The organism is Stenotrophomonas sp. JC08, assembly GCF_052180205.1.
Lineage (GTDB): Bacteria > Pseudomonadota > Gammaproteobacteria > Xanthomonadales > Xanthomonadaceae > Stenotrophomonas.
Genome location: NZ_CP197473.1, coordinates 1539389 through 1563268, shown reverse-complemented (window position 1 = coordinate 1563268; position 23880 = coordinate 1539389). Strand labels below are relative to the sequence as shown.

Below are 23880 nucleotides of genomic sequence, written 5' to 3'. Positions count from 1 at the left end.
CGTTCAAGTAGCCCCACTCCAAGCCGATACCTTATAAATGGACAGACTCAGCATCATCGGACTCTTTCTCGCCCTGGCCTCGCTGGTGGGCGGCAGCATCCTGAAAGGTGCCGGGCTGTCGTCACTGTGGTCGCCGGCGGCGTTCGTGATCGTGATCGTCGGCACCACGGCGGCGATCCTGTTGCACACCTCGCCGGCAATTTTCAAACATGCCTTCAAGATCGTGCGCTGGGTGGTGTTCCCGCCGGAAAGCGACCGCCCGGCGCTGATCCAGCAGATCGTGGACTGGAGCAATATCGCCCGTCGCCAGGGCCTGCTGGGGCTGGAGTCGCAGGTGGAACTGCAGGACGACCCGTTCGTGCGCAAGGGCCTGCAGCTGGTGGTCGACGGCGTGGAGCCGGAAACCATCCGCCACATGCTGGAAATCGAACTGGGCAGCCAGGAGCACCACGACCTTGCCGCCACCAAGGTGTTCGAGGGCATGGGCATCTATGCACCGACGCTGGGCATCATCGGTGCGGTGCTGGGGCTGATCGCGGTGATGAAGAACCTGGCCGATCCGAGCATGCTCGGCCATGGCATCGCCGCCGCGTTCACCGCCACCATCTACGGTATCGCCTCGGCCAACCTGCTGTTCCTGCCGATCGCCGCCAAGCTCAAGAACGTCATCGCGCACAACAGCCGCGAGCGCGAGATGGTCATCGAAGGCCTGATCGCCATTGCCCAGGGCGAGAACCCGCGCAATATCGAAACCAGCCTGGCCGGCTTTGTGAGCTGAGCCATGGCCCGTCGCAAACCCCAGGAAGAGCACGGCAACCACGAGGCCTGGGCGATTCCCTATGCCGACCTGATGACCTTGCTGCTGGCGTTTTTCGTGGTGATGTATGCCATCTCCTCGGTCAACGAAGGCAAGTACCGGGTGATGGCCGACGCCCTGACCACCGCTTTCGGCGGCGCGCCGCGTGCCGTCAGCCAGGTGCAGGTGGGCAACATGCAGATCCAGGGCGGCGGCCATGACACCCCGACGGTGATCCGCTCGCCGAGCATGGCCGGTGGCCCGATGAACGACCCCACCCGCTTGCCGGCGATGGCCTCGCAGATGCGCATGCCGGTGTCGCTGCGCGACCAGGCGCAGCTGCAGCGTGCCGAGCGCCAGCTGGGCCGTATCGCCGACCAGCTCAGCAGCGCGCTGGCGCCGCTGCTGAAGCAGGGCGTGATCACCGTGCGCCGCACCGAGCTGTGGATCGAAGTGGAGATCAACAGCGACATCCTGTTTGGCACCGGCTCGGCGGCGCTGGGCCATGACGCCCGCGACACCCTGGGCAAACTGGCCGATGTGCTGCTGGCCGCACCCAACGGCGTGCGCGTGGAAGGTCATACCGACAATCTGCCGATCGCCACCGCGCAATTCCCCTCCAACTGGGAGCTGTCCGCCGCCCGCGCCGCCAGCGTGGTGCACCTGTTCGCCGACCACGGCGTGCAACCGGAGCGGCTGGCGATGGTCGGCTACGGACAATTCCGTCCGCGCGACAGCAATGCGCTGCCGGAAGGCCGCAACCGCAACCGCCGGGTGATGGTGATCATCCTGGCCGATTCGGCCGCCAGCGTGGACGCGCTGTCCGAAGGCATCACCACGGCCGCCGCCGAAGCGGATATCGACGATGGCGCCGGTGAAAACCTGGTGCCCCCGCTACAGACCGCCCGCCCGGTCATGGCCGATGTTATTGAAGGAGTGCAGTGATGCGTATCTGGGCCGTTGCCAACCAGAAAGGTGGTGTAGGCAAGACCACCACCACGCTGGCGCTGGGACGCGGCCTGGCCGCGCTCGGCCACACGGTGCTGTTGATCGACCTGGACCCGCACGCGTCGATGACCCGCGCCTTCGGCGTGCCGTTCGATCCGCCGCCTGCGGGCGTGCTGGAGCTGTTCGCCACGCCACCGGCCGACATCGGCACGGTCAGCCAGTGCAGCCGGATTCCCGGCCTGGATTTCCTGTGCGCGCAGGCGGCGCTGGCCACGCTGGAACGTCGCAGCGCCAACCAGCCGGGGCTGGGACTTGCCCTGCAGCAGGCATTCGCCCGCCATGGCCAGCAACACGACTACATCCTGCTCGATTGCGCGCCGACGCTGGGCCTTTTGATGATCAACGCGCTGGCCGCCGCCGACCGCCTGATCATCCCCACCCAGGCCGAACCGCTGGCGCTGCATGGGCTCGATGGCATGGTGCGTACCGGCGAGATGGTCGAGCGTTCACGCGGCCGGCCGCTGCCGATCTCGATCCTGCCGACGCTGTTCGACCGCCGTACCCGCACCGGCAACGAGACCCTCAGGCAGATGCAGGATCGTCACGGCGAACGCGTATGGGAAGACGCGATTCCGGTCGACACCAGCATTTCCAACCCGGCCGCGCTGACCGTGCCGGTCACCAGCGACGCCTATCCCGGCCGCGCCCTGTCGGCCTATCGCCGTGCACTGGAATGGTTGCGCGCCAGCGATGCCCGTGCCCTGGAGCGTGCGGCATGAACGGCACCGACGTACTGGACGACTATCTGGGCGAGCTGCTGCAAAGCGGACAACCGGCCACATCCACCGTGGCAGCGGAGCCTGCCGCTGATGCGGTCGTCGACCTGCCGGCACCCGTGGCCGAAAGCGCAGCCGCCACAGAACCGGAACGCATGCCGGAGCCGGTTCCAGCAGCGTGCCCGGCACCTGTCGCCGCAGCGGCACCGGTGGCAGCGGAGGTTTCACCGGCAGCAGTTCCGGCAACTGTCCCGGCTCCCAGGCCCGCTGCGCCTGCGGCTCCAGTATCGCCCCCGTCCACCCGCGCCCCTGCTCCACAACCGGCCCCCACCGCAGGCAATGCCTGGGCGGCCCTGCAGGCACAGGCACGCGAACCACAGCCGCCACGCCAGCAACGTGCCAGCGACCGGACCTCGCGCTGGTTGCGGCTGCGCTGTGGCGCGCAGGTCTACGCGCTGGAGCTGCTGAAGGTGCAGGAAGTGGTGCTGCCGGTGCCGCTGCTCGGGCTGCGCGGTACCGCCGCCTCGATGCTCGGCATCATGAACCTGCGCGGCCAGGTGGTACCGGTCATCGACCTCGGCCTGCATCTGGGCTTCGCCCCGATCGTCGAGGACAGCCAGACCCGCATCGTGGTGCTGGAGGAGAACGGTGAAACCCTGGGGCTGCGCGTTTCCGCGGTCGAGGATGTCGCCAACCTCACCGATTCGCAGATCGAACCGCCCGATACCGCGCGTATCTGCCAGATTTCCAACGCCCTGTTCCGTGGTGTGGCCCGTGTCGGCCCGCAGCCGATGATCCTGCTGGATGCCTCGCAGCTGTTGCAGTGAGGCGGGGAACACCTGGCGGGGAACGAGTGATGGGGAATGAGGAATCAGAACGCGCGGGGTGCGTCCCTGCCCGTTTGCCGCTCCCTTCCATCCGCTTCTCTCGATTCGTTTCCCGTTCCCCTAAAGTCCACCGCGCGGCGGCCGTTAACTGCCCTAGTACCGTTCGTCCGGAGCAATGATGAGCACAGTGGCATTGGCGCAGGATCTCGGCATCGAGACCAGCAGCGACCTGAAACAACAGCTGGCCCCTTACCTGGACCAGCCTGGCGACCTGCAGGTGGATGCCAGTGAAGTGGGCCGTATCCACACCGCCGCCGTGCAGGTGCTGTACGCCTTCGTGCTGGCGCGCCAGCAGGGCGGCCACCGCACCGTCTTCAACAACGCTACCGCTACCTTCCTCGACGCCCTGCGCCTGCTTGGCGTCCTCCAGGCCTTTGTCCTGGAGCCTTCCCCCGACACATTGAAATCTGTGGAGAACGCCGCATGAGCGCACGTATCCTGGTGGTGGACGATTCGGCGTCGATGCGCCAGATGGTCTCTTTCGCCCTCACCTCGGCCGGTTATTCCGTTGAAGAAGCCGAAGATGGCGCCGTCGCCCTGGGCACCGCCAAAGGCCAGCGTTTCAACGCGGTGGTCACCGACGTCAACATGCCCAACATGGATGGCATCTCGCTGATCCGCGAACTGCGCCAGCTGCCGGATTACAAGTTCACGCCGATGCTGATGCTGACCACCGAGTCGGCCGCCGACAAGAAGTCCGAAGGCAAGGCCGCCGGTGCCACCGGCTGGCTGGTCAAGCCGTTCAACCCGGAGCAGCTTGTCGCCACCGTCCAGAAAGTCCTGGGCTGATCGCCCCCACCCGCCCCCACCACGGAACCTAGCCGATGAGCATGGACCTGCAACGTTTCCACGCCACATTCTTCGAAGAAAGCCGCGAAGGCCTGGACGCGATGGAAACCGGCCTGCTGGCTCTGGAAGGCGGGCAGCTGGATCCAGAGATCATCAACTCGGTATTCCGCGCCGCCCACTCGATCAAGGGCGGCGCCGGTACCTTCGGCTTCAATACCATCGCCGACCTCACCCACGTACTGGAAACGCTGCTGGACGAGCTGCGGGCCGGCAAGCGGGCACTGGAGCCGGCCGCCGTCGACGCGATGCTGTCCTCGGTGGATGTGTTGCGGGCGCTGCTGCGCGAAGTGGAACACGGCCAGCCCGCCGATCCGCAGGCGGTACAGGCGGTGACTGCGCGCCTGGAGGCGGTGCTCTCCGGCCAGACCACACCGGCCACCGCCGCCAAGGTCGAAGACGAAACGCCGAACGGCTGGCAGATCGGTTTTGCGCCATCGCCGTCGCTGTTCATGAGCGGCAATGACCCGCTGCGCATCATCCGCGAGCTGGAAACCCTCGGCCCGCTGGAAGTGGCCGCGCGCGCGCAGCGGCTGCCCGGCTTCAGCCAGCTCGATCCGCTTGAGGCCTACCTGGCCTGGGACCTGGGCCTGACCGGCAAGGTGCCGCGCAGCAAGATCGAGGACACCTTCGCCTGGGTGGTCGACGATTGCGAACTGGACATCCGCCCGGCCGCACCACCAAGCCTGGCCGCGCCCACACCCACACCGGCCGTCACCGCGGCGGCTGCGCCTGCACCGGCGGCCGCCACGCCTGCCGGCACCGGCCACGAAGCCGAAAGCTCGATCCGCGTCAGCGTCGACAAGGTCGATGCGCTGATCAACCTGGTCGGCGAACTGGTCATCACCCAGGCCATGCTCAAGCAGGTGTCCGGCGCGCTTGAGCCGGCCCATGCCGAACAGCTGCTGGCCGGCCTGGACCTGCTCGAACGCAATACCCGCGACCTGCAGGAAGCGGTCATCAGCGTGCGCATGCTGCCGGTGGACGCTGTGTTCCGCCGCTTCCCGCGGCTGGTGCGCGATCTGTCATCGCGGCTGGGCAAGCAGGTGCGGCTGCGCACCATCGGCGAAGGCACCGAGTTGGACAAGGGCCTGATCGAGAAGATCGCCGATCCGCTGGTGCACCTGGTACGCAACTCCATCGACCACGGTCTGGAAATGCCGGACGTGCGCCGCGCCGCCGGCAAGGAAGAGACCGGCACCATCACCCTGGCGGCCTCGCACCAGGGCGGGCATATCGTCATCGAGGTCAGCGACGACGGACGCGGCTTCAACCGCGACAAGATCCTGCAGAAAGCCCACGAGCGCGGCCTGAACGTACCCGACAACCCGACCGATGCACAGGTCTGGGACCTGATCTTCCAGCCGGGCTTTTCCACCGCCGATGCGGTTACCGAGCTGTCCGGCCGCGGTGTCGGCATGGACGTGGTCCGCCGCAACATCCAGGCGCTGGGGGGCGAGGTGCAGCTGGAAAGCCATACCGGCAGCGGCACCCGCGTGCTGATCCGGCTGCCGCTGACACTGGCGATCCTCGACGGCATGACCGTTTCGGTCGCTGGCGAAACCCTGATCCTGCCGTTGGCCTACGTGCTGGAGGCACTGCAGCCGCAGGCCGAGGACATCCGCACCATGGCCGGCGAAGGCCGCGTGCTGCGCGTGCGTGGCGAATACCTGCCGATCGTGTCGCTGAGCCAGAGCTACGGCTACGGCGGCCAGGTCAATGACGATCCGCTGGTGGTCGTGGTCGAGGGCGATGGCCAGAAGATCGCGCTGGAAGTGGACGAGCTGCTCGGCCAGCAGCAGGTCGTGGTCAAGAACATCGAGAACAACTACCGCCGCATCGCCGGTGTCTCCGGGGCCACCATCCTCGGCGACGGCCGCGTCGCGCTGATCGTCGACATCGGTGGACTGGTGCGTTCGCTGCGGATGCTGCAGGCCGCCTGAACCACCACCACTCTTTTGCCTTTCCCGGCCGCCCCGCTCCCCGCAGCAGGGCGGCTTTTTTGTGTTCCATCAGCGCGCTGCTGTACTGCGCTCCTTCGCCGCAAACGGAACCACAACCCCGGCAGTGACCTGCCTGGTCACGCCTCCGCGGCGCTGCCGCCGCCCGGACGCGGCAATGCCCTCCCCCCGTTCCGACCCGAGATTTCCCATGAAAAGGTTCCTTGACCTGCCTATCGCCCGGAAGCTGGCGTGCCGCGCATGCCCGACGAGAAGCCCAACTGGTCGATGCTATGGACCAGGTCAAGGCCAAGCATCGTCCGCTGCCCTGCCATTGCAGGGCGGCGCACGCTCTACCCGCCTCACAACGCTCACCCTCTCCGGCGGCCACTAAAGGTGTTGCATCGGCGGTCGATACCTTGGACTGAAGTACGCGCTTTACGCATGGCTCTCTCCATCCCAACTGGTAGCCGACTATGTCCAGCCGTTCGCACCGCCACTTCTCCAGCAGCATTGCTGCCCGCCTGATGCTCGGCTTGGCCGTCATCGCAATGTTGTCCTTCGCCGTAACCGCGCTGGTCAGTTATCTACGCAGCAGTGATGCCCTGCTCTCCAGCTCGCGCACCAGCATGGAAAATCTCGCCAACCTGGAGGCCCAGCGCATCGCCGCCGAGCTGAGCCGCGGCTTTGAATCCAATGACGCCATCGTCAGCAGTCTCCTCGGCCAACGCGAACAGCAGGCGACCAGTCGTCACACTGCCAACGCTCTGCTTCGCCGGCAGCTGGAAGCCCACGCCCAGTGGCTGGGGGTGGGGACTTTGTGGGAAACCGATGCGTATGACGGCAACGACCAAGCGTACAGCGACAGCGAAGGCCACGACGGCAGCGGCCGCTTCATGAGCTACTGGGCACGCCAGGATGGCGCGCTGGTGCGTGAGGTATTGCACAGCTATGAGGTCGCCGGAGATGGCGACTGGTACCTGCTGCCGCGCCAGCTCAAAAAGCCGCTGGTGATCGAGCCCTTTTCCTACCGGCTCGGCGACCGCGACGTGCTGATGACCACCCTGGCCACGCCGATTCTCGAGGACGGCCACTACCTCGGTGTGGTGACGGTGGATTTCGCACTGGAATCGCTGCAGCAACGCCTCAGCCAGCTGAAGCCGATGCAGGGCGGCCACGTACGCCTGCTTTCCCCGGGCGGCATGATCGTGGCCGATCCGGTCGCAAGCCGGGTCGGCAGCATCCTGGATGATGCCGGCACCCGCGCGATCCTGGCCGATGTGGCCAAGGGCAACACGGTGTTCATCGAGGCCCACAACCAGGAACTCGGTGAAAGCGTGGTCGAGGCCTATGCCCCCTTGAGGATCGGCAACTCCGAGCAGGCCTTCGCGCTGGGCGTGGTGGTTCCGCGCGCGTTGTTGATGCAGGAGGCACGCAGCCTGCTGTGGACCATCATCAGCGTCGGTATGATCGCCGCGCTGGTGCTGTGCGGCGCGCTGTTCCTGCTGTTGCGCAAACTGGTATTCAGACCATTGGATGAAGCGGTAAACGTCTCGAATGCCATTGCAAACGGCCGCTTGGACAACCGCATCCAGCATGAGCGCGACGACGAACTGGGCACCTTGCTCAATGCCATGCTGCGCATGCAGACGCAATTGCATGCGGTGATCAGCGCACAGAGCGAGATGAGACGCCGCCATGAGGAAGGCCAGATCAGCTTCCGAATCGATGAATCGCGTTTCCCTGGCGATTACGGCCAGATGGTGCACGAAGCCAACACTCTGGTCGCGCAACACATTGCAGTGAAGATGCGGGTTGTGGAAGTGATGCGCGGCTACGCTTGCGGCGATCTTTCCGCGGATATGGATCGACTTCCGGGTGAGAAAGCAGCCATTACCGAGGCCATGGATGCGACCAAGGCCAGCCTGTCAGCGATCAACAACGAAATAAAACGCCTGACCTCCGCCGCCGTCGCCGGTGATTTCAGCCAGCGCGGTGATGTGGAGTGTTACCAACACGACTTCCGCGCCATGGTCGCCGGCTTGAACCTGCTGATGGAAACCACCGACGACAATCTGGAGCAGGTGTCCTCCCTGCTGCACGCTATTGCCAAGGGCGACCTCAGCCAGCAGATGGAAGGTGATTTCAATGGTGTCTTCGCGCGCATGCGTGACGACGCCAACACCACCGTAGCTCGGCTGACCGACATCGTCGGTGGCATCCAGCATGCGGCGACCAGCATCAACCTGGCCGCCAGCGAGATCGCCACCGGCAACCAGGACCTGTCGCGGCGTACCGAGCAGCAGGCCGCCAACCTGGAGGAAACCGCCGCCTCGATGGAGGAGCTGACCTCCACCGTGCGCCAGAACGCCGAACACGCCCGTCAGGCCAACCAGCTCGCCATCGGCGCACACTCCATCGCCTCGCAGGGCGGCGACGTCGCCACGCAGATGGTGAACACCATGGGCGCGATCGAGCAGTCGTCGAAAAAGATCGCCGACATCATCGCGGTGATTGACGGCATCGCCTTCCAGACCAACATCCTGGCGTTGAACGCCGCGGTGGAAGCGGCCCGTGCCGGCGAACAGGGCCGTGGTTTTGCCGTGGTCGCCTCCGAGGTACGCACCCTAGCCCAGCGCAGCGCCGCTGCCGCCAAGGAGATCAAGGAACTGATCGAGGATTCCGTGGAACGGGTCAGCGAGGGTTCCACCCTCGTCAACCGGGCCGGCACCACCATGGGCGAGATCGTCAGCTCGGTGCAGCGGGTGACCGACATCATGGCCGAGATCTCCGCCGCCTCGCAGGAACAGAGCGCGGGTATCGAGCAGGTCAACCAGACCGTGATGCAGATGGACGAAACCACCCAGCAGAACGCCGCGCTGGTGGAGGAAGCCACCGCCGCCGCACGCGCGATGGAAGGCCAGGCACACGCGCTGGGTGAGGCGGTTGCACTGTTCCGGCTGGAAGCCGCTCAACCTGCTGCACCGAAGACCGCGCCACTGCCGGGCAGGCCGCTCATCGCTGCCGTGCCTGTGAGCAAGGCCACCGCCCCGGCCGCACGCAAGCCCGCCCGCTTCGAACCGGTCACGGCCGAGGCTGGCGACTGGCAGGAATTCTGAATCCGGGGGCTGCTCCAGGCCACGCTGACCGGGAGCAGCTCCGCCGCAACACCTTCAGAACTCCGCCGGAATGCCGATAGTTGCAGGAACACCGGCAATCCCCTCTGACCGGCCCCCGAGCAAACCGTAAAAGGAAGCAACCTGATGAGTGCCCGTCCATTGTCGCGCGTCTTCTGCGACCTGCCTTTGCAGCGGAAATTCCTGCTGATGCTGGGCATCCTCGCAGCGGGCATCGTCGCCCTGTGCGTGATCACCGCCAAGCGCAACTACGACGAGTTGATCCAGAACGAACGCAAGGCCCTGCATACCCGGGTGGAAGCGGCCATTGCATTGGCCAACCGCTATGCCGACCGGGTCGATGCCGGCGAACTGGAGGAGGCCGATGCCCGGCAACGCGCGCTGGTGGCGATCGAATCGCTGCGCAGCGCCAACGGCAGCGACTACCTGTGGGTGAACGATGAGCACCCCACCATGCTGATGCATCCCTACCAGACCGCGCTCAACGGCAAGGACCTCAGTGATACCACCAGCACCGACGGCAAGAAGATCTTTGTCGAAATGGTCAAGCTGGGTCAGAAAGGTGGCGGCTTCCTCGACTACACCTGGCCCAAGCCGGGCGTCGAAGACGCGGTGCAGAAGATTTCCTACGTTGGCCTGCACAAGCGCTGGGGCTGGATCATCGGCAGCGGCGAATACACCGACGAGATCGCCAGCCGTGCCGCCAGCTTCAGTCGCAGCCTGGTCATCGCCGGGGTTCTGGTGCTGCTCTCCGCCCTGCTGCCATGCTGGCTGATCGCCCGCTCCATCCTGCGCCCGCTGTCCAGTGCGCTGCGCGCCATCCAGGCGGTGTCCCGTGGCGAACTGGAGATATCCGGCGAGCACCATGGCCGCGACGAGATCGGGCAGATGCATACCGCCATTGGCGAGATGATCCTCCAGCTCCGGGCGCGCGGCGAGAAAGACCAGGCCCGTGCCGCCGATGACCTGCGGTTGCGCACCGCGCTGGACAACATCGCCACCCGGGTGATGATCGCCGATGCCGATCTGAACATCATCTACGCCAACCGTCCGCTGTTCGAGATGCTGGGCGCCGCCGAGCAGAACATGCGCCGCGACCTGCCGCAGTTCGATCTGAAAACCCTTATCGGCAGCAATATCGACATCTTCCACAAGCATCCGCCGCACCAGCGCAAGCTGCTGGGTGAACTGCGTGGCACCCATCGCGCCCAGATCCAGGTAGGTGGCCATGCACTGCGCCAGATCATCAATCCGATCAACACCCCCGACGGCGGCTGTGTCGGCTATGTGGTGGAGTGGGATGACCGCACGGTCGAGGCGCGTATCGAGGAGGAAGTCAGCACGATAATCGCCGCCGCTGTTCGCGGCGACCTGTCCGGACGCATCACCATGGACGACAAGACCGGTTTTCTGGCCACGCTCTCGGCACAGATGAATGATCTGCTGGGTGCCATCTCCGGCAGCGTCGAACAGGTGTCGGCGGTGCTGCATGCGCTTTCGCAGGGTGACCTGACCCGGCGCATGCAGGGTGACTATCACGGCGTGTTCGCACGCATGCGTGATGACGCCAACACCACCGTCGAGCAGCTGACCACCATCATCGGCGGCATCCAGAAAGCGGCCGCCAGCATCAACCTGGCCGCACATGAAATCGCCAGCGGCAACCAGGACCTGTCGCGGCGCACCGAGCAGCAGGCTGCCAACCTGGAGGAGACCGCCGCCTCGATGGAGGAGCTGACCTCCACCGTGCGCCAGAACGCCGAACACGCCCGTCAGGCCAACCAGCTCGCCATCGGCGCGCACTCCATCGCCTCGCAGGGCGGCGACGTCGCCACGCAGATGGTGAACACCATGGGCGCGATCGAACAATCGTCGAAGAAGATTGCCGACATCATCGCGGTGATCGACGGCATCGCCTTCCAGACCAACATCCTGGCGTTGAACGCGGCGGTGGAAGCGGCCCGCGCCGGTGAGCAGGGCCGTGGTTTTGCCGTGGTCGCCTCGGAGGTTCGCACGCTCGCCCAGCGCAGCGCCGCTGCCGCCAAGGAGATCAAGCAGCTGATCGACGACTCGGTGGAAAAGGTGTCCGAAGGCTCGACGCTGGTGCATCAGGCCGGCAGCACCATGGGCGAGATCGTCAGCTCGGTGCAGCGGGTGACGGGCATCATGGCCGAGATCTCCGCTGCATCGCAGGAGCAGAGCGCCGGCATCGAGCAGGTCAACCAGACCGTGGTGCAGATGGACGAGACCACCCAGCAGAACGCCGCGCTGGTGGAGGAAGCCACCGCCGCCGCGCGTGCGATGGAAGAGCAGGCACAGCTGCTCACCGAGGCGGTAGCCCGCTTCCGGCTGGAAGAAGCGGAAGCGGCTTCATTCCTTCAATCCACAGCACAGGCGCCCCGGCCGGCAACGCCCCGCCCCCGTCCGGTCCTGCGCGCGATTCCCGTCGCCCCGCCCTGCGCATCACCTGCACACGACGACTGGCAGGAGTTCTGACGCCACCGATAGCGGCCGCCTTCCGCACCCGTGCATCCGGGGTCTCCGGAGCACGGGCTAAAGCAAACGCGGATGTGGCCGATAACACGGATCAGCAGTATCCCGCTGCGACCTGCCCACCTTCTGGGTACCTGCTTCCCGATCATGCCCGAGCTCGATCCGACAACGCCCGATACACCGGCCTTCGAAAGCGACCAGTATGTGGATGAGCGCTACAGCGTGCGCAATCCACGCCAGATCCAGCTGTTGTTGCGTGCCCTGATCGACCAGCGTGCCATCGTCAGCGCCCACCCGGACGGTGGCAGCCACGCCTTCCCTACCGCGATACTGGAACTGGACGGGGACAGCCTGCTGCTGGATGGCAGTCCGCTGGCAGCCGTCAACCGCCAGGCGGGAAATGCCGCCTGGCTGCTGTGCTTTGCCCAGGTGGACAGGGTCACCGTGCGCTTCCGGCTGCCGCAGGTGCACTGCATCGATGACCAGGGCCGCAGCGCCTTCCGCACCACCGTTCCGGAAGAAATCCATCACCTGCAGCGCCGTGATTTCTATCGTCTGGAAACACCCGTCACCGATTCGCCGCTCTGCACATTGCGACTGGAAGACGCCGGTGATCCCGCAACCGTGCGGGTGGTGGATATCAGCGCAAGCGGCATCGCCCTCCTGCTGCCCGGCGACACCCCGCCACTGCCACTGCAGAAATCCTGCCGCGGCAGCGAACTGCGCCTTCCCGATGGCCCTTCGATTCCCCTGACCCTGGTTGTCTGCAACCAACGCCTGCAGAAGCTGGCCAACGGCACCGAGCAACGACGCGTGGGCCTGCGTTTCGAGGATCTGCCGCGCGGCGCCGACGCGCTGATCCAGCGCTACATCTTCCGTATCGACCGCGAGCGCAAGGCACGACAGAACGGCGACCTGTAAGCGCCAACGCTAAAGTCCGCCGGCCTGACGCCGATACCGGTGCTGTACCCCGCCCGCACCGGCACCCGCCAGGACTCCCAATCGCCATGAACGACACCCGCTCCCCTGCCGCCAGCTCCGGCGGTGAATTCCTCAGCTTCACCCTCGGCAACGAACACTACGGCGTGGATATCCTCAAAGTGCAGGAAATTCGCGGCTATGACGCCGTTACCCGCGTTCCGGACGCGCCGGACTACATCAAGGGCGTCATCAACCTGCGGGGCACCATCGTGCCGGTGATCGACCTGCGCCTGAAACTGCACCTTGACGAAGCACGCTACGACGCCTTCACCGTGATGATCGTGCTCAACGTCGAAGACCGCGTGGTCGGCATCGTGGTGGACAGCGTTTCGGACGTGATCCCACTCGGCGCCGAGCAGATCCGCGCCACCCCCGAATTCGGTGCCGCCGTCGATACCCGCGTGATCTCCGGTATCGGCACCCACGATGAGCGGATGCTGATCCTGCTGGATATCGAAACCCTGCTGGACATCGCCGATCTCGGCCAGCCCGCCGCCGTGGAAGCACCGGTCGCCTGAAAAGCGAATCCGTGAAACACGCCTCACTTCCACACATTCCCCTCAAGCGCGACTGCTGCCGGCCGATAGGGAATTCATGCCCGACTTTCCGGGCTCCCTGCAAGGCCATTCCGGAGATAACGATGTACAAGCACATGATTCCGCTGTTCTCGGCTGTTGTTCTGGGCGCCGCCTCCAGCACCGCACTGGCCGCCAGCGGCGAAATGATTCCGCCGGAAAATGCGGCCCGCTTTGCCGGCCAGGACGGCATGGTCTGCGGCAAAGTGGAAAAGGCCCGCTATGCGGAAGGCTCCGAAGGCCAGCCGACCTTCCTGCACATGGGGGGTGCATTCCCGCGCCACGCCTTCTCCGCCCGTATCGCTGGCAGCAACCGCGACAAGTTCAACTTCCCGCTGGAAACCCTGGAAGGCAAGACCGTGTGCGTGATCGGCAAGATCCGGCGTGATGCATCGCGCGCCGAGATCGAAGTCACCGCACCGTCGGGCCTGAAGCTGGCGAACATCAAGTAATCCGCGTTTCCGGCAGCCGTCCTTGACGGCTGCCGACATCGCCTCCCTGCCACTCCGGCAGTGTTTGTCATCGGAGATCTCGCCCCAATGCAGTGGATCCACTCCCTCAAACTGAAGCCGAAGCTGATGCTCACCTTCGGCATCGTCCTGCTCGTGATGCTGGTCCAGGGCATCGTCGCCTATCGCGGCCTGAGCTCTCTGGACAACGTCACCACCACTCTGGCTGAAAAACGCGTCGTGGACCTGCGTACCACCGGCGAGCTGTCCGGCATGGTCAACGAATACCGCAACGCGTCCTACCAGGGCCTGGTGCGTGCCAGCGACGAGGTCAGGACGGAAGCCAGGAACAGTGCGGCCAATCTGCGCCAGCGCATTGACGACACGATTGCCAGCTATTCCAAGCAGATCGACAGCCCGGAACGACGCAAGCTGTTCGACACCTTCGTTGCCGACTGGACCGCCGCCAAGGCGTCCTATGACACAGTGAACGAACTGCTGGAGCTGGAGCTGCCAGACGACGCCGTGGACACCTTCGTCGGCGAAACCCGTACCCTGCATCGCAAGAGCACCGCATCGCTGGCCGCGCTGTCAAACGACTCCAATACCCGCGCCAAGAGCGCCGCTGAAGCCGCCGCCGCAACCTACACCTCTTCGGCGGCAATGACCGCGCTGACGGTGGTGATCGGCATCGGCGCCGGCCTGCTGCTGGCATGGCTGTTCGCCCGCTCGCTGGTCGGCGCGATGCGCAGCGCGGTGGACGTGGCCAACGAGATCGCCAGCGGCAAGCTGGATGGCAGCATCGACACCTCGCGCGCCGATGAAGTCGGTGACCTGTTGCGGGCGATGCAGCGGATGCAGCGCGACCTGCGTGAACGCATCGAGCGCGATGCCGCCGTTGCCGCCGAGAACCTGCGCATCCGCACCGCACTGGACTACTCCTCGACCGGCGTGTATCTGACCAACACCGATCTGGAAATCGTCTACGCCAATCGCGCCCTGCAGGATAAGCTGGTGCAGTACAGCGACGACTTCGCCGGCGAACTGAGCCACTACGACGCCAGCAAGCCGCTGGTCGGGCAGCCGTTTACCGCACTGGAGTACCGCGGTGAAGTCGAGGGCAAGGTCCTTGAGGTGCTCGACAAGACGGGCGTGTTCAAGCGTGACATGCAATTCGGTGCCGCCCAGTTCGCGCAGACCATCTCGGTCATCCGTGATGATGCCGGGGTGGCGGTGGGTCATGTCGTCGAATGGCGTGACCGTACCACCGAAGCGATGATCGAGAAGGAAGTGGCGCGGGTAATCGAGGCCGCCGCCGCCGGTGACCTGAGCGGGCGTATCGACAGCAATGGCAAGGAAGGCTTCTTCCTGCAGCTGGCCAGCCAGCTGAACAGTCTGCTTGATGCCAATGCCAGCAGCCTGGAGCAGATATCCCAGCTGTTGTCGGGCCTGTCGCAGGGCGATCTGACGGTGCGCATGCACGGCGACTTCCAGGGTGTGTTCGCCACCATGCGCGATGACGCCAACGCCACCACCGGACAGCTGTCGGATATCGTCAGCCGCATCAAGCAGTCGTCGCTGTCGATCAACTCGGCGGCCACCGAAATCGCCAGTGGCAACAGCGATCTGTCGCGTCGCACCGAGCAGCAGGCGGCCAACCTGGAGGAAACCGCGGCATCGATGGAGGAACTCACCTCCACCGTACGCCAGAACGCCGACTCGGCACGCCAGGCCAACCAGCTCGCCATCGGCGCCGCCGCGGTGGCCTCGCAGGGTGGCGAAGTGGTCGGCCAGGTGGTGACCACCATGAGCCAGATCGAGCAGTCGTCGAAGAAGATCGCCGAGATCCTGTCGGTCATCGATGGTATCGCCTTCCAGACCAACATCCTCGCCCTCAATGCCGCAGTGGAAGCCGCCCGTGCTGGTGAGCAGGGACGCGGATTCGCGGTGGTCGCCTCGGAGGTACGTACCCTGGCGCAGCGCTCGGCCGGTGCCGCCAAGGAGATCAAGACGCTGATCGACGACTCGGTGAGCAAGGTCGCCGACGGTTCGGCGCTGGTACGCAAGGCCGGCAGCACGATGGATGAGATTGTCGCTTCGGTACGCCGCGTCACCGACATCATGGCCGAGATTTCCGCCGCCTCGCAGGAGCAGAGCGCCGGTATCGAACAGGTGAACCAGACGGTGGTGCAGATGGATGAAACCACCCAGCAGAACGCCGCACTGGTGGAGGAAGCCACCGCCGCCGCACGCGCGATGGAGGAACAGGCCGTGCACCTGGCCGAAGTCGTTGCCGTGTTCCGCTTCGATGACAGCTCCAGCGCTCCCGTCGCAACTCCGGCGCCGGCCCCGCGCCCCCCCCGGGCAGCACCTGCCGTCACCAAGGCAGAGCCCGCCGCCCCCCGCGCAAGGGCATCACGCGTGGCGGTGGCCGAACTGGCCGAGTCGGACTGGCAGGAATTCTGACAACACCTGCAGTGCATCCCAGGCCCCGGCACTTCCCTGCCGGGGCTTTTTCATTCGCTCAATGAATCGGTCTTGCGGCCGATAACAGCAGTGCGATGCGTGTTTGCGCGAACACCGATTGCCGCCCTACCCTTCAGCTCCCGAAGACTGCATGAACATCGTCAAACTCTGGTCCAGCTACATTTCCAACATCTCGGTCCGGCGCAAGCTGAACCTGTTGACGGCACTGATCGCGCTGGGGGTGATCGCACTGTCGATCATTGCCGCACGCATGCAGTACCTGGATCTGTATGACACCCGCATGCAGACCATCAAGAGCCAGGCCGAGCTGGGCAACAGCGTGCTGGCGCATTACGACGCACAGGTGAAGGCCGGCACGCTGGAACTCGGGCAGGCCCAGGCGCTGGCCATCGAAACCCTCGCTGGGATGCGTGCGGAAACCGGCAAGGTCAACTACACGATCTACAGCCTGGACAACACCATGATCATGCATCCGTTCCGGCGTGACCGGGCGGGCATGGACCTGGACCAGTTCGATGACGGCACCGGCAGAAAGCACTACGCCGAACAGGTCGCGGTTGCGCGCGCGGGTGGCGGCTATGTCACCTACAACTCCAAGCTGCCCGACAGCGACAAGCCGTTGCCGCGGGTGTCCTATGCGCAGAGCTTCCAGCCTTGGGGATGGGTGATGTCCACCGGCACCTATCTGCAGGATCTTCAGCAGCAGGCTCTGGCCTTCACCGCGGTGATGACCGTCAGCGGCGGCCTGCTGGTGCTGCTGGTGATCGGGCTGAGCTGGACCATCGGCAACCACATCGTGGTGCCGCTGCGTGGCGCCACCGCGGTGGCCGACGCCATCGCCCACGGAAAGCTGGACAGCGCGATTGCGGCGCAGCCACGCGACGAATCCGGACAGTTGCTGGAAAGCATGCGCCGCATGCAGCAGCAGTTGCAGGCGGTAATGGCGGCACAACGTGAAATGGCCAGCCAGCACGATGCCGGTGCGATCAGCTACCGCATGGATGACAGCCGGTTCCCGGGTGATTACGGGCGCATGGTGCGTGACACCAATGCGCTGGTGGCTTCGCATCTTGCAGCGATCGGCAGCGCGATGCAGATCATGCAGGAGTATTCGGTGGGCGATCTGCGCAGTGACATGGAACGTCTGCCCGGCGAGAAGGCCGTCCTGACCGCGACCATGGATGCGACCAAGGCCAACCTGAGCGCTATCAATGCGGAAATCCAGCGGCTGGGCATGGCTGCTGCGGCGGGCGATTTCAGCCAGCGCGGCGATGCCGGACGCTTCGAGCACGACTTCCGGCAGATGATCGACAACCTCAACGCGATGATGCAGGTCAGCGACAGCAACCTGGCGCAGATCTGCGAGGTGTTCCATGCCATTGCCGAAGGCGACCTGACCCGTACGATGGATGGTGAACACCACGGCGTGTTTGCCACCATGCGTGACGACGCCAATGCCACCATCAGCCAGCTGACCGGCATCATCGGACGCATCCAGCACGCGGCCGCCAGCATCAACCTGGCCGCCAGCGAGATCGCCACCGGCAACCAGGACCTGTCGCAGCGCACCGAACAGCAGGCCGCCAACCTGGAGGAAACCGCCGCCTCGATGGAGGAACTGACCTCCACCGTGCGCCAGAACGCCGAACACGCGCGGCAAGCCAACCAGCTGGCGCAGGGTGCGCACGGCGTGGCCTCGCAAGGCGGTGAAGTGGTCGGGCAAGTGGTCACCACGATGTCGGCCATCGAAGCTTCGTCGAAGAAGATCGCCGACATCATCAGCGTCATCGACGGCATTGCCTTCCAGACCAACATCCTCGCGCTGAACGCCGCGGTCGAAGCCGCCCGTGCTGGCGAGCAGGGCCGGGGTTTCGCAGTGGTCGCTTCGGAAGTGCGCACCCTCGCCCAGCGTTCGGCCGGCGCGGCCAAGGAGATCAAGGAATTGATCGAAGACTCGGTCGGCAAGGTCGCCGAAGGTTCGCAGTTGGTGCACCAGGCCGGTACCACGATGGGCGAGATCGTCAGCAGCGTGCAGCGCGTCACCGACATCATGGCCGAGATTTCCGCCGCCTCGCAGGAACAGAGCACCGGCATCGAGCAGGTCAACCAGACCGTGATGCAGATGGACGAAACCACCCAGCAGAACGCCGCGCTGGTCGAGGAAGCCACCGCCGCCGCGCGTTCGATGGAGGAGCAGGCCAACCAGCTGGCCGAAGCCGTGGCGGTGTTCCGGCTGGAAGCCGCCAAGCCCAAGGCAAGCATTGCCCCGGCGCGGGCACAGGCCGTTGCAGCGGAAGGCCGCGACATCGCCTTCTTCGAGGAAATGATCGAAGCCCACCTGAAATGGAAGCTGCGCCTGAAGGAATACCTGGCCGGCGGCGGCCAACCCATCAATGCCGACGAAGCCTGCCAGGACCACCTTTGCCAGATGGGCAAGTGGATCCACGGCAAGGGCCGCAACCTCGCCGGCATGCCCGAATACGAGAACCTCAAGCAACACCACGCCGCTTTCCACCAATGCGCCGGCCAGATCATCCGCCACAGCGACGACGGCCAACGCGAACAGGCCGCGCGCCTGCTCGACGGCACGTTCAGTGACTGCACCCAGAAAACCGTCGGCGCAATCCGCGTGCTGAGAACCAGCTTGCAACGCCGCCCGGCCTGATTGATCGCACCACGCCGCACATCCCGCCACTTCGTTCCGGTATCCCGATGCAATCCAGCCACAAGCCAGAGCAGCACACTCCCGGGGGACGCGACTTCGAGTTCAACGACCGCGACTTCCGCCGCGTCTGCGAGCTGATCCACCAGCAGGCCGGCATTTCCCTGGCGCCGGCCAAGCGCGACATGGTCTACGGCCGTCTGTCACGCCGCCTGCGGGTGCTGGGGCTGCGCAGCTTCAAGGACTATCTGGACCAGCTGGAGCGTGACGGCGGCGACGAGTGGCAGGCGTTCATCAACGCGCTGACCACCAACCTCACCTCGTTTTTCCGCGAACCGCACCACTTCGAGCGCCTGCACGGAGAACTGCAGGCGCATGCTGCGCAGGCGCCTTTGAACCTGTGGTCGTGCGCGGCCTCCACCGGCGAGGAGCCCTACTCGATCGCCATCACCGCCTGCGAGGCCTTCGGCACCCTGACTCCGCCGGTGCGGATTCTCGCCACCGACGTGGATACCCAGGTGCTGGCGACCGCGGCGCAGGGGGTTTATCCGCTCGAACGCATCGCCGCCCTGGATATCGCAGTGAAGCGGCGCTATTTCCAGCGCGGCAGCGGCCCCAACGAAGGCAAGTGCCGGGTGGTGCCCGCCTTGCGCGCGTTGATCGACTTCCGCCCGTTGAACCTGCTGGCACCGCGCTATGACGTCGGCGGTCCGTTCCAGGCACTGTTCTGCCGCAACGTGATGATCTATTTCGACAAGCCGACGCAGCGCACCATCCTGTCGCGGCTGGTGCCGCATCTGGCCGACGACGGCCTGCTGTATACCGGCCACTCGGAGAACTACCTGCATGCGGCGGACCTGATCCAGCCCTGCGGCCGCACCCTGTACCGGCGTGCGCAAGGAGCCCGTGGATGAAGTCCCGCACCCTTCCCGACGACGGCGTGATGCGCTATCGCGACAGCCGCTTCCAGACCATCGCCGCCAAGCTGCTGCCAACCCAGTACCTGGTGGTCGACGACGATACCGCACTGACCACGACGCTGGGTTCGTGCGTGGCCGCCTGCATCCGCGACCCGATCCTCGGCATCGGCGGCATGAACCACTTCCTGCTGCCGGAAGGCACAGCCAGTGATGGCGCACCGGCACGCTACGGCAGCTATGCGATGGAACTGCTGATCAACGACCTGCTCAAGCGCGGCGCCCACCGCAAGCGGCTGGAGGCCAAGGTCTTCGGTGGTGCCAACGTGCTCAAGGGCTTCACCAGCAACCCGGTCGGCACGCGCAATGCGGAATTCGTCCGCCAGTACCTGCAGGCCGAACACATCCCGATCGTGGCCGAAGACCTGTGCGGCATCCATCCGCGCAAGATCTGGTTCTTCCCGCCCACCGGCCGGGTGGTGGTGCAGCGCCTGCCGCATGCGCATGACGATGCCGCCGCCGTGGCCGCCACCGAGTCGGCGGTCCGCGCGCAGCTGTCGCGCACCCCGGTCAGTGGCGGCGTGGAGTTGTTCGAATGATGCCCGCAGCGCCCTGCCGCGTCCTGATCATCGACGACTCCGCGCTGGTGCGGCAGCTGCTGTCGGAAATCCTCTCCGCCGACCCGGGCATCGAGGTGGTCGGCACCGCCGCCGACCCGCTGCTGGCGCGCGAGAAGATCAAGCGCCTGAGGCCGGATGTGCTGACGCTGGATGTGGAAATGCCGCGCATGAACGGGCTGGCGTTCCTTGAAAACCTGATGCGGCTGCACCCGCTGCCGGTGGTGATGGTGTCCTCGCTGACCGAGCATGGTGCCGACGCCACCCTGCAGGCACTGGCGCTGGGAGCGGTGGAGTTCGTCGCCAAGCCCAAGATCGATGTCGCCCACGGACTGCAGGCCTATGCCGAGGAGCTGTGCAGCAAGGTACGCATGGCGGCCCGCTCGCGGGTACGCGCGATCAGCAGCCCGGCCGCGCCCAGCCAGCGTCTTGCAGGACAGGTCCGTGCACCGGCCTCGATGCGATTCCGCACCACCGACCGGTTGATCGCCATCGGCGCCTCGGCCGGAGGCACCGAGGCCCTGCGCGTGGTACTGGAAGGCATGCCGGCCGATGCGCCGGCGATCGTGATGACCCAGCACCTGCCGGCCAGCTTCAGCACCGCCTTTGCCGAACGCCTGGACCGTCATTCGGCGATGTCGGTGCGTGAGGCCGGCGACGGCGAAGCGGTGCTGCCCGGCCATGCCTACCTGCCCCCCGGTGGCCGCCACCTGCGTATCATCCGCGACGGTGCACGCTGGCGTTGCCGCATCGACGACTCGGCCCCGGTCAACCGCCACAAGCCGGCCGTCGACGTGCTGTTCCGCTCGGTCGCCGTCGCCGCCGGTGCCAATGCCATCGGTGTCATTCTTACGGGAATGGGCGACGATGGTGCACGTGGCCTGCTTGAAATGAAGCAGGCCGGCGCCCACACGCTGGTGCAGGACGAAGCCAGCAGCGTGGTCTGGGGAATGCCCGGCAGCGCGATCCGCCTGGGAGCGGCGGAAGAAACACTGCCACTGGAACAGATCGCCCACCGCCTCATCACGCTTTCCCAGCCCGGATAACCCATGCACGAACCCTGTGCCGGCCACATCGTCACTCCTCCCGGAAAAGCGTCGGCGATTCCTGCGCCGCCGGCATATCCAGTCAACGCCACGCCGGCCGTGCAGCGGGTGGATGCGCAGCGGCTGGCGCTGGCACTGGACCACAGCGCCAACACCATCCTGCTGTGCGATCGCAACGCCATCATCCAGTACAGCAACAGCGGGTTCTTCCGCATGTTCGGCTACAGCATGGAGGAAGCCCGCGGGCAACGGCCGCAGGACCTGCTGTCCGGCCCGCATACCGATCCGGAGACCATCCGTCATCTGGGCGAACAACACCGCAACGGCCAACCCCACCGCGCCGACCTGCTCGGCTATCGGCGTGATGGCAGCCCGCTGTGGGTATCGGTGGTCGCCACGCCGGTACCGGCCGCCGATGGCGGCATCGACTGCTTCATCAATGTCCTGACCGACATTACCGCGGCCAAGACCCATGAAGTCCTGCAGAACAAGGTGCTTGATGCACTGGTCCGGGATGTCCCGCTGGCCGAGACCATGGCCCTGATCTGCCGCGAGATCGAGCGTGTCGCCCCCGGCGTGGTGAGCTCGGTCCATCGCGTCGATGCCGGGCACACCCTGCGTCTGGTCGCCGCACCGGGCTTGCCCGCCAGTCTGGTGGACTATCTGGACGGCCAGCCCGTCAGCCTCAAGGGCGGTGCCAGTGGCGCGGCGGTGTGCCGCAACCGGCCGGTCATCGTCGCCGATATCGCCACCGATCCACTGTGCGCGCCCCATAGCGGTGAACTGCTGACGGCCGGGTTGCGTGCCTGCTGGTCCAACCCGATCCGCTCCGGTACCGGCCAGGTATTGGGCGCGCTCACCTTCCACTACCGCGAGCCTCGCGAACCGGCACCGTGGCACCGCGCCCTGGTCGAATTGTCCCTGCACCTGTGCCTGCTGGCACTGGAACGTGAACAGATCCGCCAGCGCGTGCATCAGCTGGCGTTCTACGACGCGTTGACCGGCCTGCCCAACCGGGTGATGTTCAGCGCCCGTGCCGAGCAGCTGCTGGCCAGTGCCCAGCATCTGGGCCAGCAGGTGGCGGCGCTGTTCATCAATCTGGACCGTTTCAAACGCATCAACGAGACCCAGGGGCACTCCGCCGGTGATGACCTGCTGCGGGACATGGCGCAGCGCCTGGCCGCCCTCGCCGGCCCCGGTGCCCTGCTCGGCCGCCAGGTCGGCGACGAATTCCTGCTGCTGTTGCCCGCCTGCAGCGCGGTGCAGGCCGCCGCTCTGTGCGAGCGTCTGCTGGCGGCCATCGCCGCGCCGCTGTATGTCGGCCAGATCAGCGTCCATACCTCTGCCAGCATCGGCGTGGCGATGTATCCGGTGGATGGACGGGATATCGACACCCTGCTGCGCCATGCCGATCTGGCGATGTACCGTGCCAAGGATGAAGGGGGCGGCAGCTTCCGCTTCTTCAGCCTGGAGATGAATCGCGTCGCCCAGGAACGCGTGGTGATGGAAGCGGCACTGCGCAACGCCTTGGGCAACGACGAGCTGTGCCTGCATTACCAGCCGCAGCTGTGCAGTCGCACCCTGCGCCTGCTGGGCGTGGAAGCACTGCTGCGCTGGGAACACCCGCAGATGGGCAGCATCCCGCCCGCGCGCTTCATTCCATTGGCCGAAGAATGCGGGCTGATGGATGAGCTCAGCCTGCGGCTGCTGCGCCAGGCCTGCAGCGATATCGCACGCTGGCGTGGCAACGGCATACAGATTCCCCGGGTCTCGGTAAACCTGTCGGCCAGCAATTTCGACAACCCGGCACTGCCGCGCCAGCTGCGTGAACTGCTCGGTGAGTTCGGCATCACCCCTGCCGACCTGATACTGGAAATCACCGAAAGCCTGATGCTCTCGGCCCATGCCCACGCCCTGAAGAACCTTGATGACGTGCATGCGCTGGGGTTCTGCCTGTCGCTGGACGACTTCGGCACCGGCTATTCCAGCCTCAGCCAGCTGCACCGCCTGCCGATCAGCGAACTCAAGCTGGACCGCAGCTTCGTGCAGGACATCGAGCACAGCGAGAGCGCCCGTTCGCTGATCACCTCTGTACTGCGCATCGGCGAGAACCTCGGCAAGCAGGTGGTCGCCGAAGGGGTGGAAACCGAAGGCCAGCGGCGCTTCCTCACCAGTCAAGGCTGCGATCTGCTGCAGGGTTTCCTGTTCTCTCCGGCCCTGCCGGTGGCGGCGCTGGAACACTGGCTGGAGCAGCACCTGAGCTCGCTCGTAACGCCCTGAAGATCCATCTGCACAGCCGCTGCGATATCGGTGCACGGACAAA

The 23880-nt window shown here is 65.6% G+C and carries 17 protein-coding genes and 1 pseudogene; all 18 read left to right on the top strand.

Translation table 11 applies throughout. The annotated features are described in order from the left end of the window. Window positions 1-37: 37 nt before the first annotated feature. The 18 genes and pseudogenes from ACSBPQ_RS07135 (at window position 38) to ACSBPQ_RS07050 (ending at window position 23837) form a co-directional block, all read left to right on the top strand. Window positions 38-778 carry a flagellar motor protein gene (locus tag ACSBPQ_RS07135; RefSeq protein ID WP_442684325.1) on the top strand — a complete coding sequence of 247 codons (741 nt, stop codon included), beginning with the start codon at window positions 38-40 and terminating at the stop codon, window positions 776-778. A gap of 3 nt (window positions 779-781) precedes the next feature. Then, window positions 782-1741, top strand: coding sequence for a flagellar motor protein MotD (gene motD, locus ACSBPQ_RS07130; RefSeq protein ID WP_442684324.1), 960 nt, complete (start codon window positions 782-784; stop codon window positions 1739-1741). Next, entirely contained in the window at window positions 1741-2523 is a 783-nt protein-coding gene (locus ACSBPQ_RS07125; protein ID WP_442684323.1) for a ParA family protein, read from the top strand. The genes motD and ACSBPQ_RS07125 overlap by 1 nt, the downstream gene beginning before the upstream one ends. A 17-nt stretch (window positions 2524-2540) precedes the next feature. Continuing rightward, window positions 2541-3347: pseudogene (locus ACSBPQ_RS07120) on the top strand (chemotaxis protein CheW); the annotation flags it as partial. A 178-nt stretch (window positions 3348-3525) separates the two neighbouring features. Continuing rightward, on the top strand, window positions 3526-3834 hold the full coding sequence (locus ACSBPQ_RS07115) for an STAS domain-containing protein (protein WP_442684322.1): 309 nt from the start codon (window positions 3526-3528) through the stop codon (window positions 3832-3834). After that, on the top strand, window positions 3831-4196 hold the full coding sequence (locus tag ACSBPQ_RS07110) for a response regulator (protein WP_442684321.1): 366 nt from the start codon (window positions 3831-3833) through the stop codon (window positions 4194-4196). The genes ACSBPQ_RS07115 and ACSBPQ_RS07110 overlap by 4 nt, the downstream gene beginning before the upstream one ends. A 35-nt stretch (window positions 4197-4231) precedes the next feature. Further along, on the top strand, window positions 4232-6196 hold the full coding sequence (locus tag ACSBPQ_RS07105; RefSeq protein WP_442684320.1) for a chemotaxis protein CheA: 1965 nt from the start codon (window positions 4232-4234) through the stop codon (window positions 6194-6196). A gap of 473 nt (window positions 6197-6669) precedes the next feature. Beyond that, window positions 6670-9312 (top strand): methyl-accepting chemotaxis protein, encoded by a 2643-nt coding sequence (locus ACSBPQ_RS07100; RefSeq protein WP_442684319.1) that lies wholly within the window; start codon window positions 6670-6672, stop codon window positions 9310-9312. A gap of 144 nt (window positions 9313-9456) precedes the next feature. Continuing rightward, the gene (locus ACSBPQ_RS07095) at window positions 9457-11826 is read left to right on the top strand and encodes a methyl-accepting chemotaxis protein (RefSeq protein WP_442684318.1); all 2370 of its coding nucleotides are present in this window, start codon (window positions 9457-9459) and stop codon (window positions 11824-11826) included. Between the two features lie 144 nt (window positions 11827-11970). Then, entirely contained in the window at window positions 11971-12744 is a 774-nt protein-coding gene (locus ACSBPQ_RS07090) for a flagellar brake protein (RefSeq protein ID WP_442684317.1), read from the top strand. 86 nt (window positions 12745-12830) lie between these two features. Next, window positions 12831-13322 (top strand): chemotaxis protein CheW, encoded by a 492-nt coding sequence (locus ACSBPQ_RS07085; protein WP_442684316.1) that lies wholly within the window; start codon window positions 12831-12833, stop codon window positions 13320-13322. Window positions 13323-13456: 134 nt separating this feature from the next. Then, entirely contained in the window at window positions 13457-13831 is a 375-nt protein-coding gene (locus ACSBPQ_RS07080) for a hypothetical protein (protein WP_442684536.1), read from the top strand. Window positions 13832-13918: 87 nt separating this feature from the next. Next, window positions 13919-16294 carry a methyl-accepting chemotaxis protein gene (locus ACSBPQ_RS07075; protein WP_442684315.1) on the top strand — a complete coding sequence of 792 codons (2376 nt, stop codon included), beginning with the start codon at window positions 13919-13921 and terminating at the stop codon, window positions 16292-16294. Between the two features lie 151 nt (window positions 16295-16445). Further along, on the top strand, window positions 16446-18980 hold the full coding sequence (locus ACSBPQ_RS07070) for a methyl-accepting chemotaxis protein (protein WP_442684314.1): 2535 nt from the start codon (window positions 16446-16448) through the stop codon (window positions 18978-18980). Between the two features lie 47 nt (window positions 18981-19027). Then, the gene (locus tag ACSBPQ_RS07065) at window positions 19028-19891 is read left to right on the top strand and encodes a CheR family methyltransferase (protein WP_442684313.1); all 864 of its coding nucleotides are present in this window, start codon (window positions 19028-19030) and stop codon (window positions 19889-19891) included. Continuing rightward, window positions 19888-20493, top strand: coding sequence for a chemoreceptor glutamine deamidase CheD (gene cheD / locus ACSBPQ_RS07060; RefSeq protein ID WP_442684312.1), 606 nt, complete (start codon window positions 19888-19890; stop codon window positions 20491-20493). The genes ACSBPQ_RS07065 and cheD overlap by 4 nt, the downstream gene beginning before the upstream one ends. Next, window positions 20490-21557, top strand: coding sequence for a protein-glutamate methylesterase/protein-glutamine glutaminase (locus tag ACSBPQ_RS07055; RefSeq protein ID WP_442684311.1), 1068 nt, complete (start codon window positions 20490-20492; stop codon window positions 21555-21557). The genes cheD and ACSBPQ_RS07055 overlap by 4 nt, the downstream gene beginning before the upstream one ends. Window positions 21558-21560: 3 nt before the next feature. Further along, on the top strand, window positions 21561-23837 hold the full coding sequence (locus ACSBPQ_RS07050) for a sensor domain-containing protein (RefSeq protein WP_442684310.1): 2277 nt from the start codon (window positions 21561-21563) through the stop codon (window positions 23835-23837). Window positions 23838-23880 lie beyond the last annotated feature (43 nt).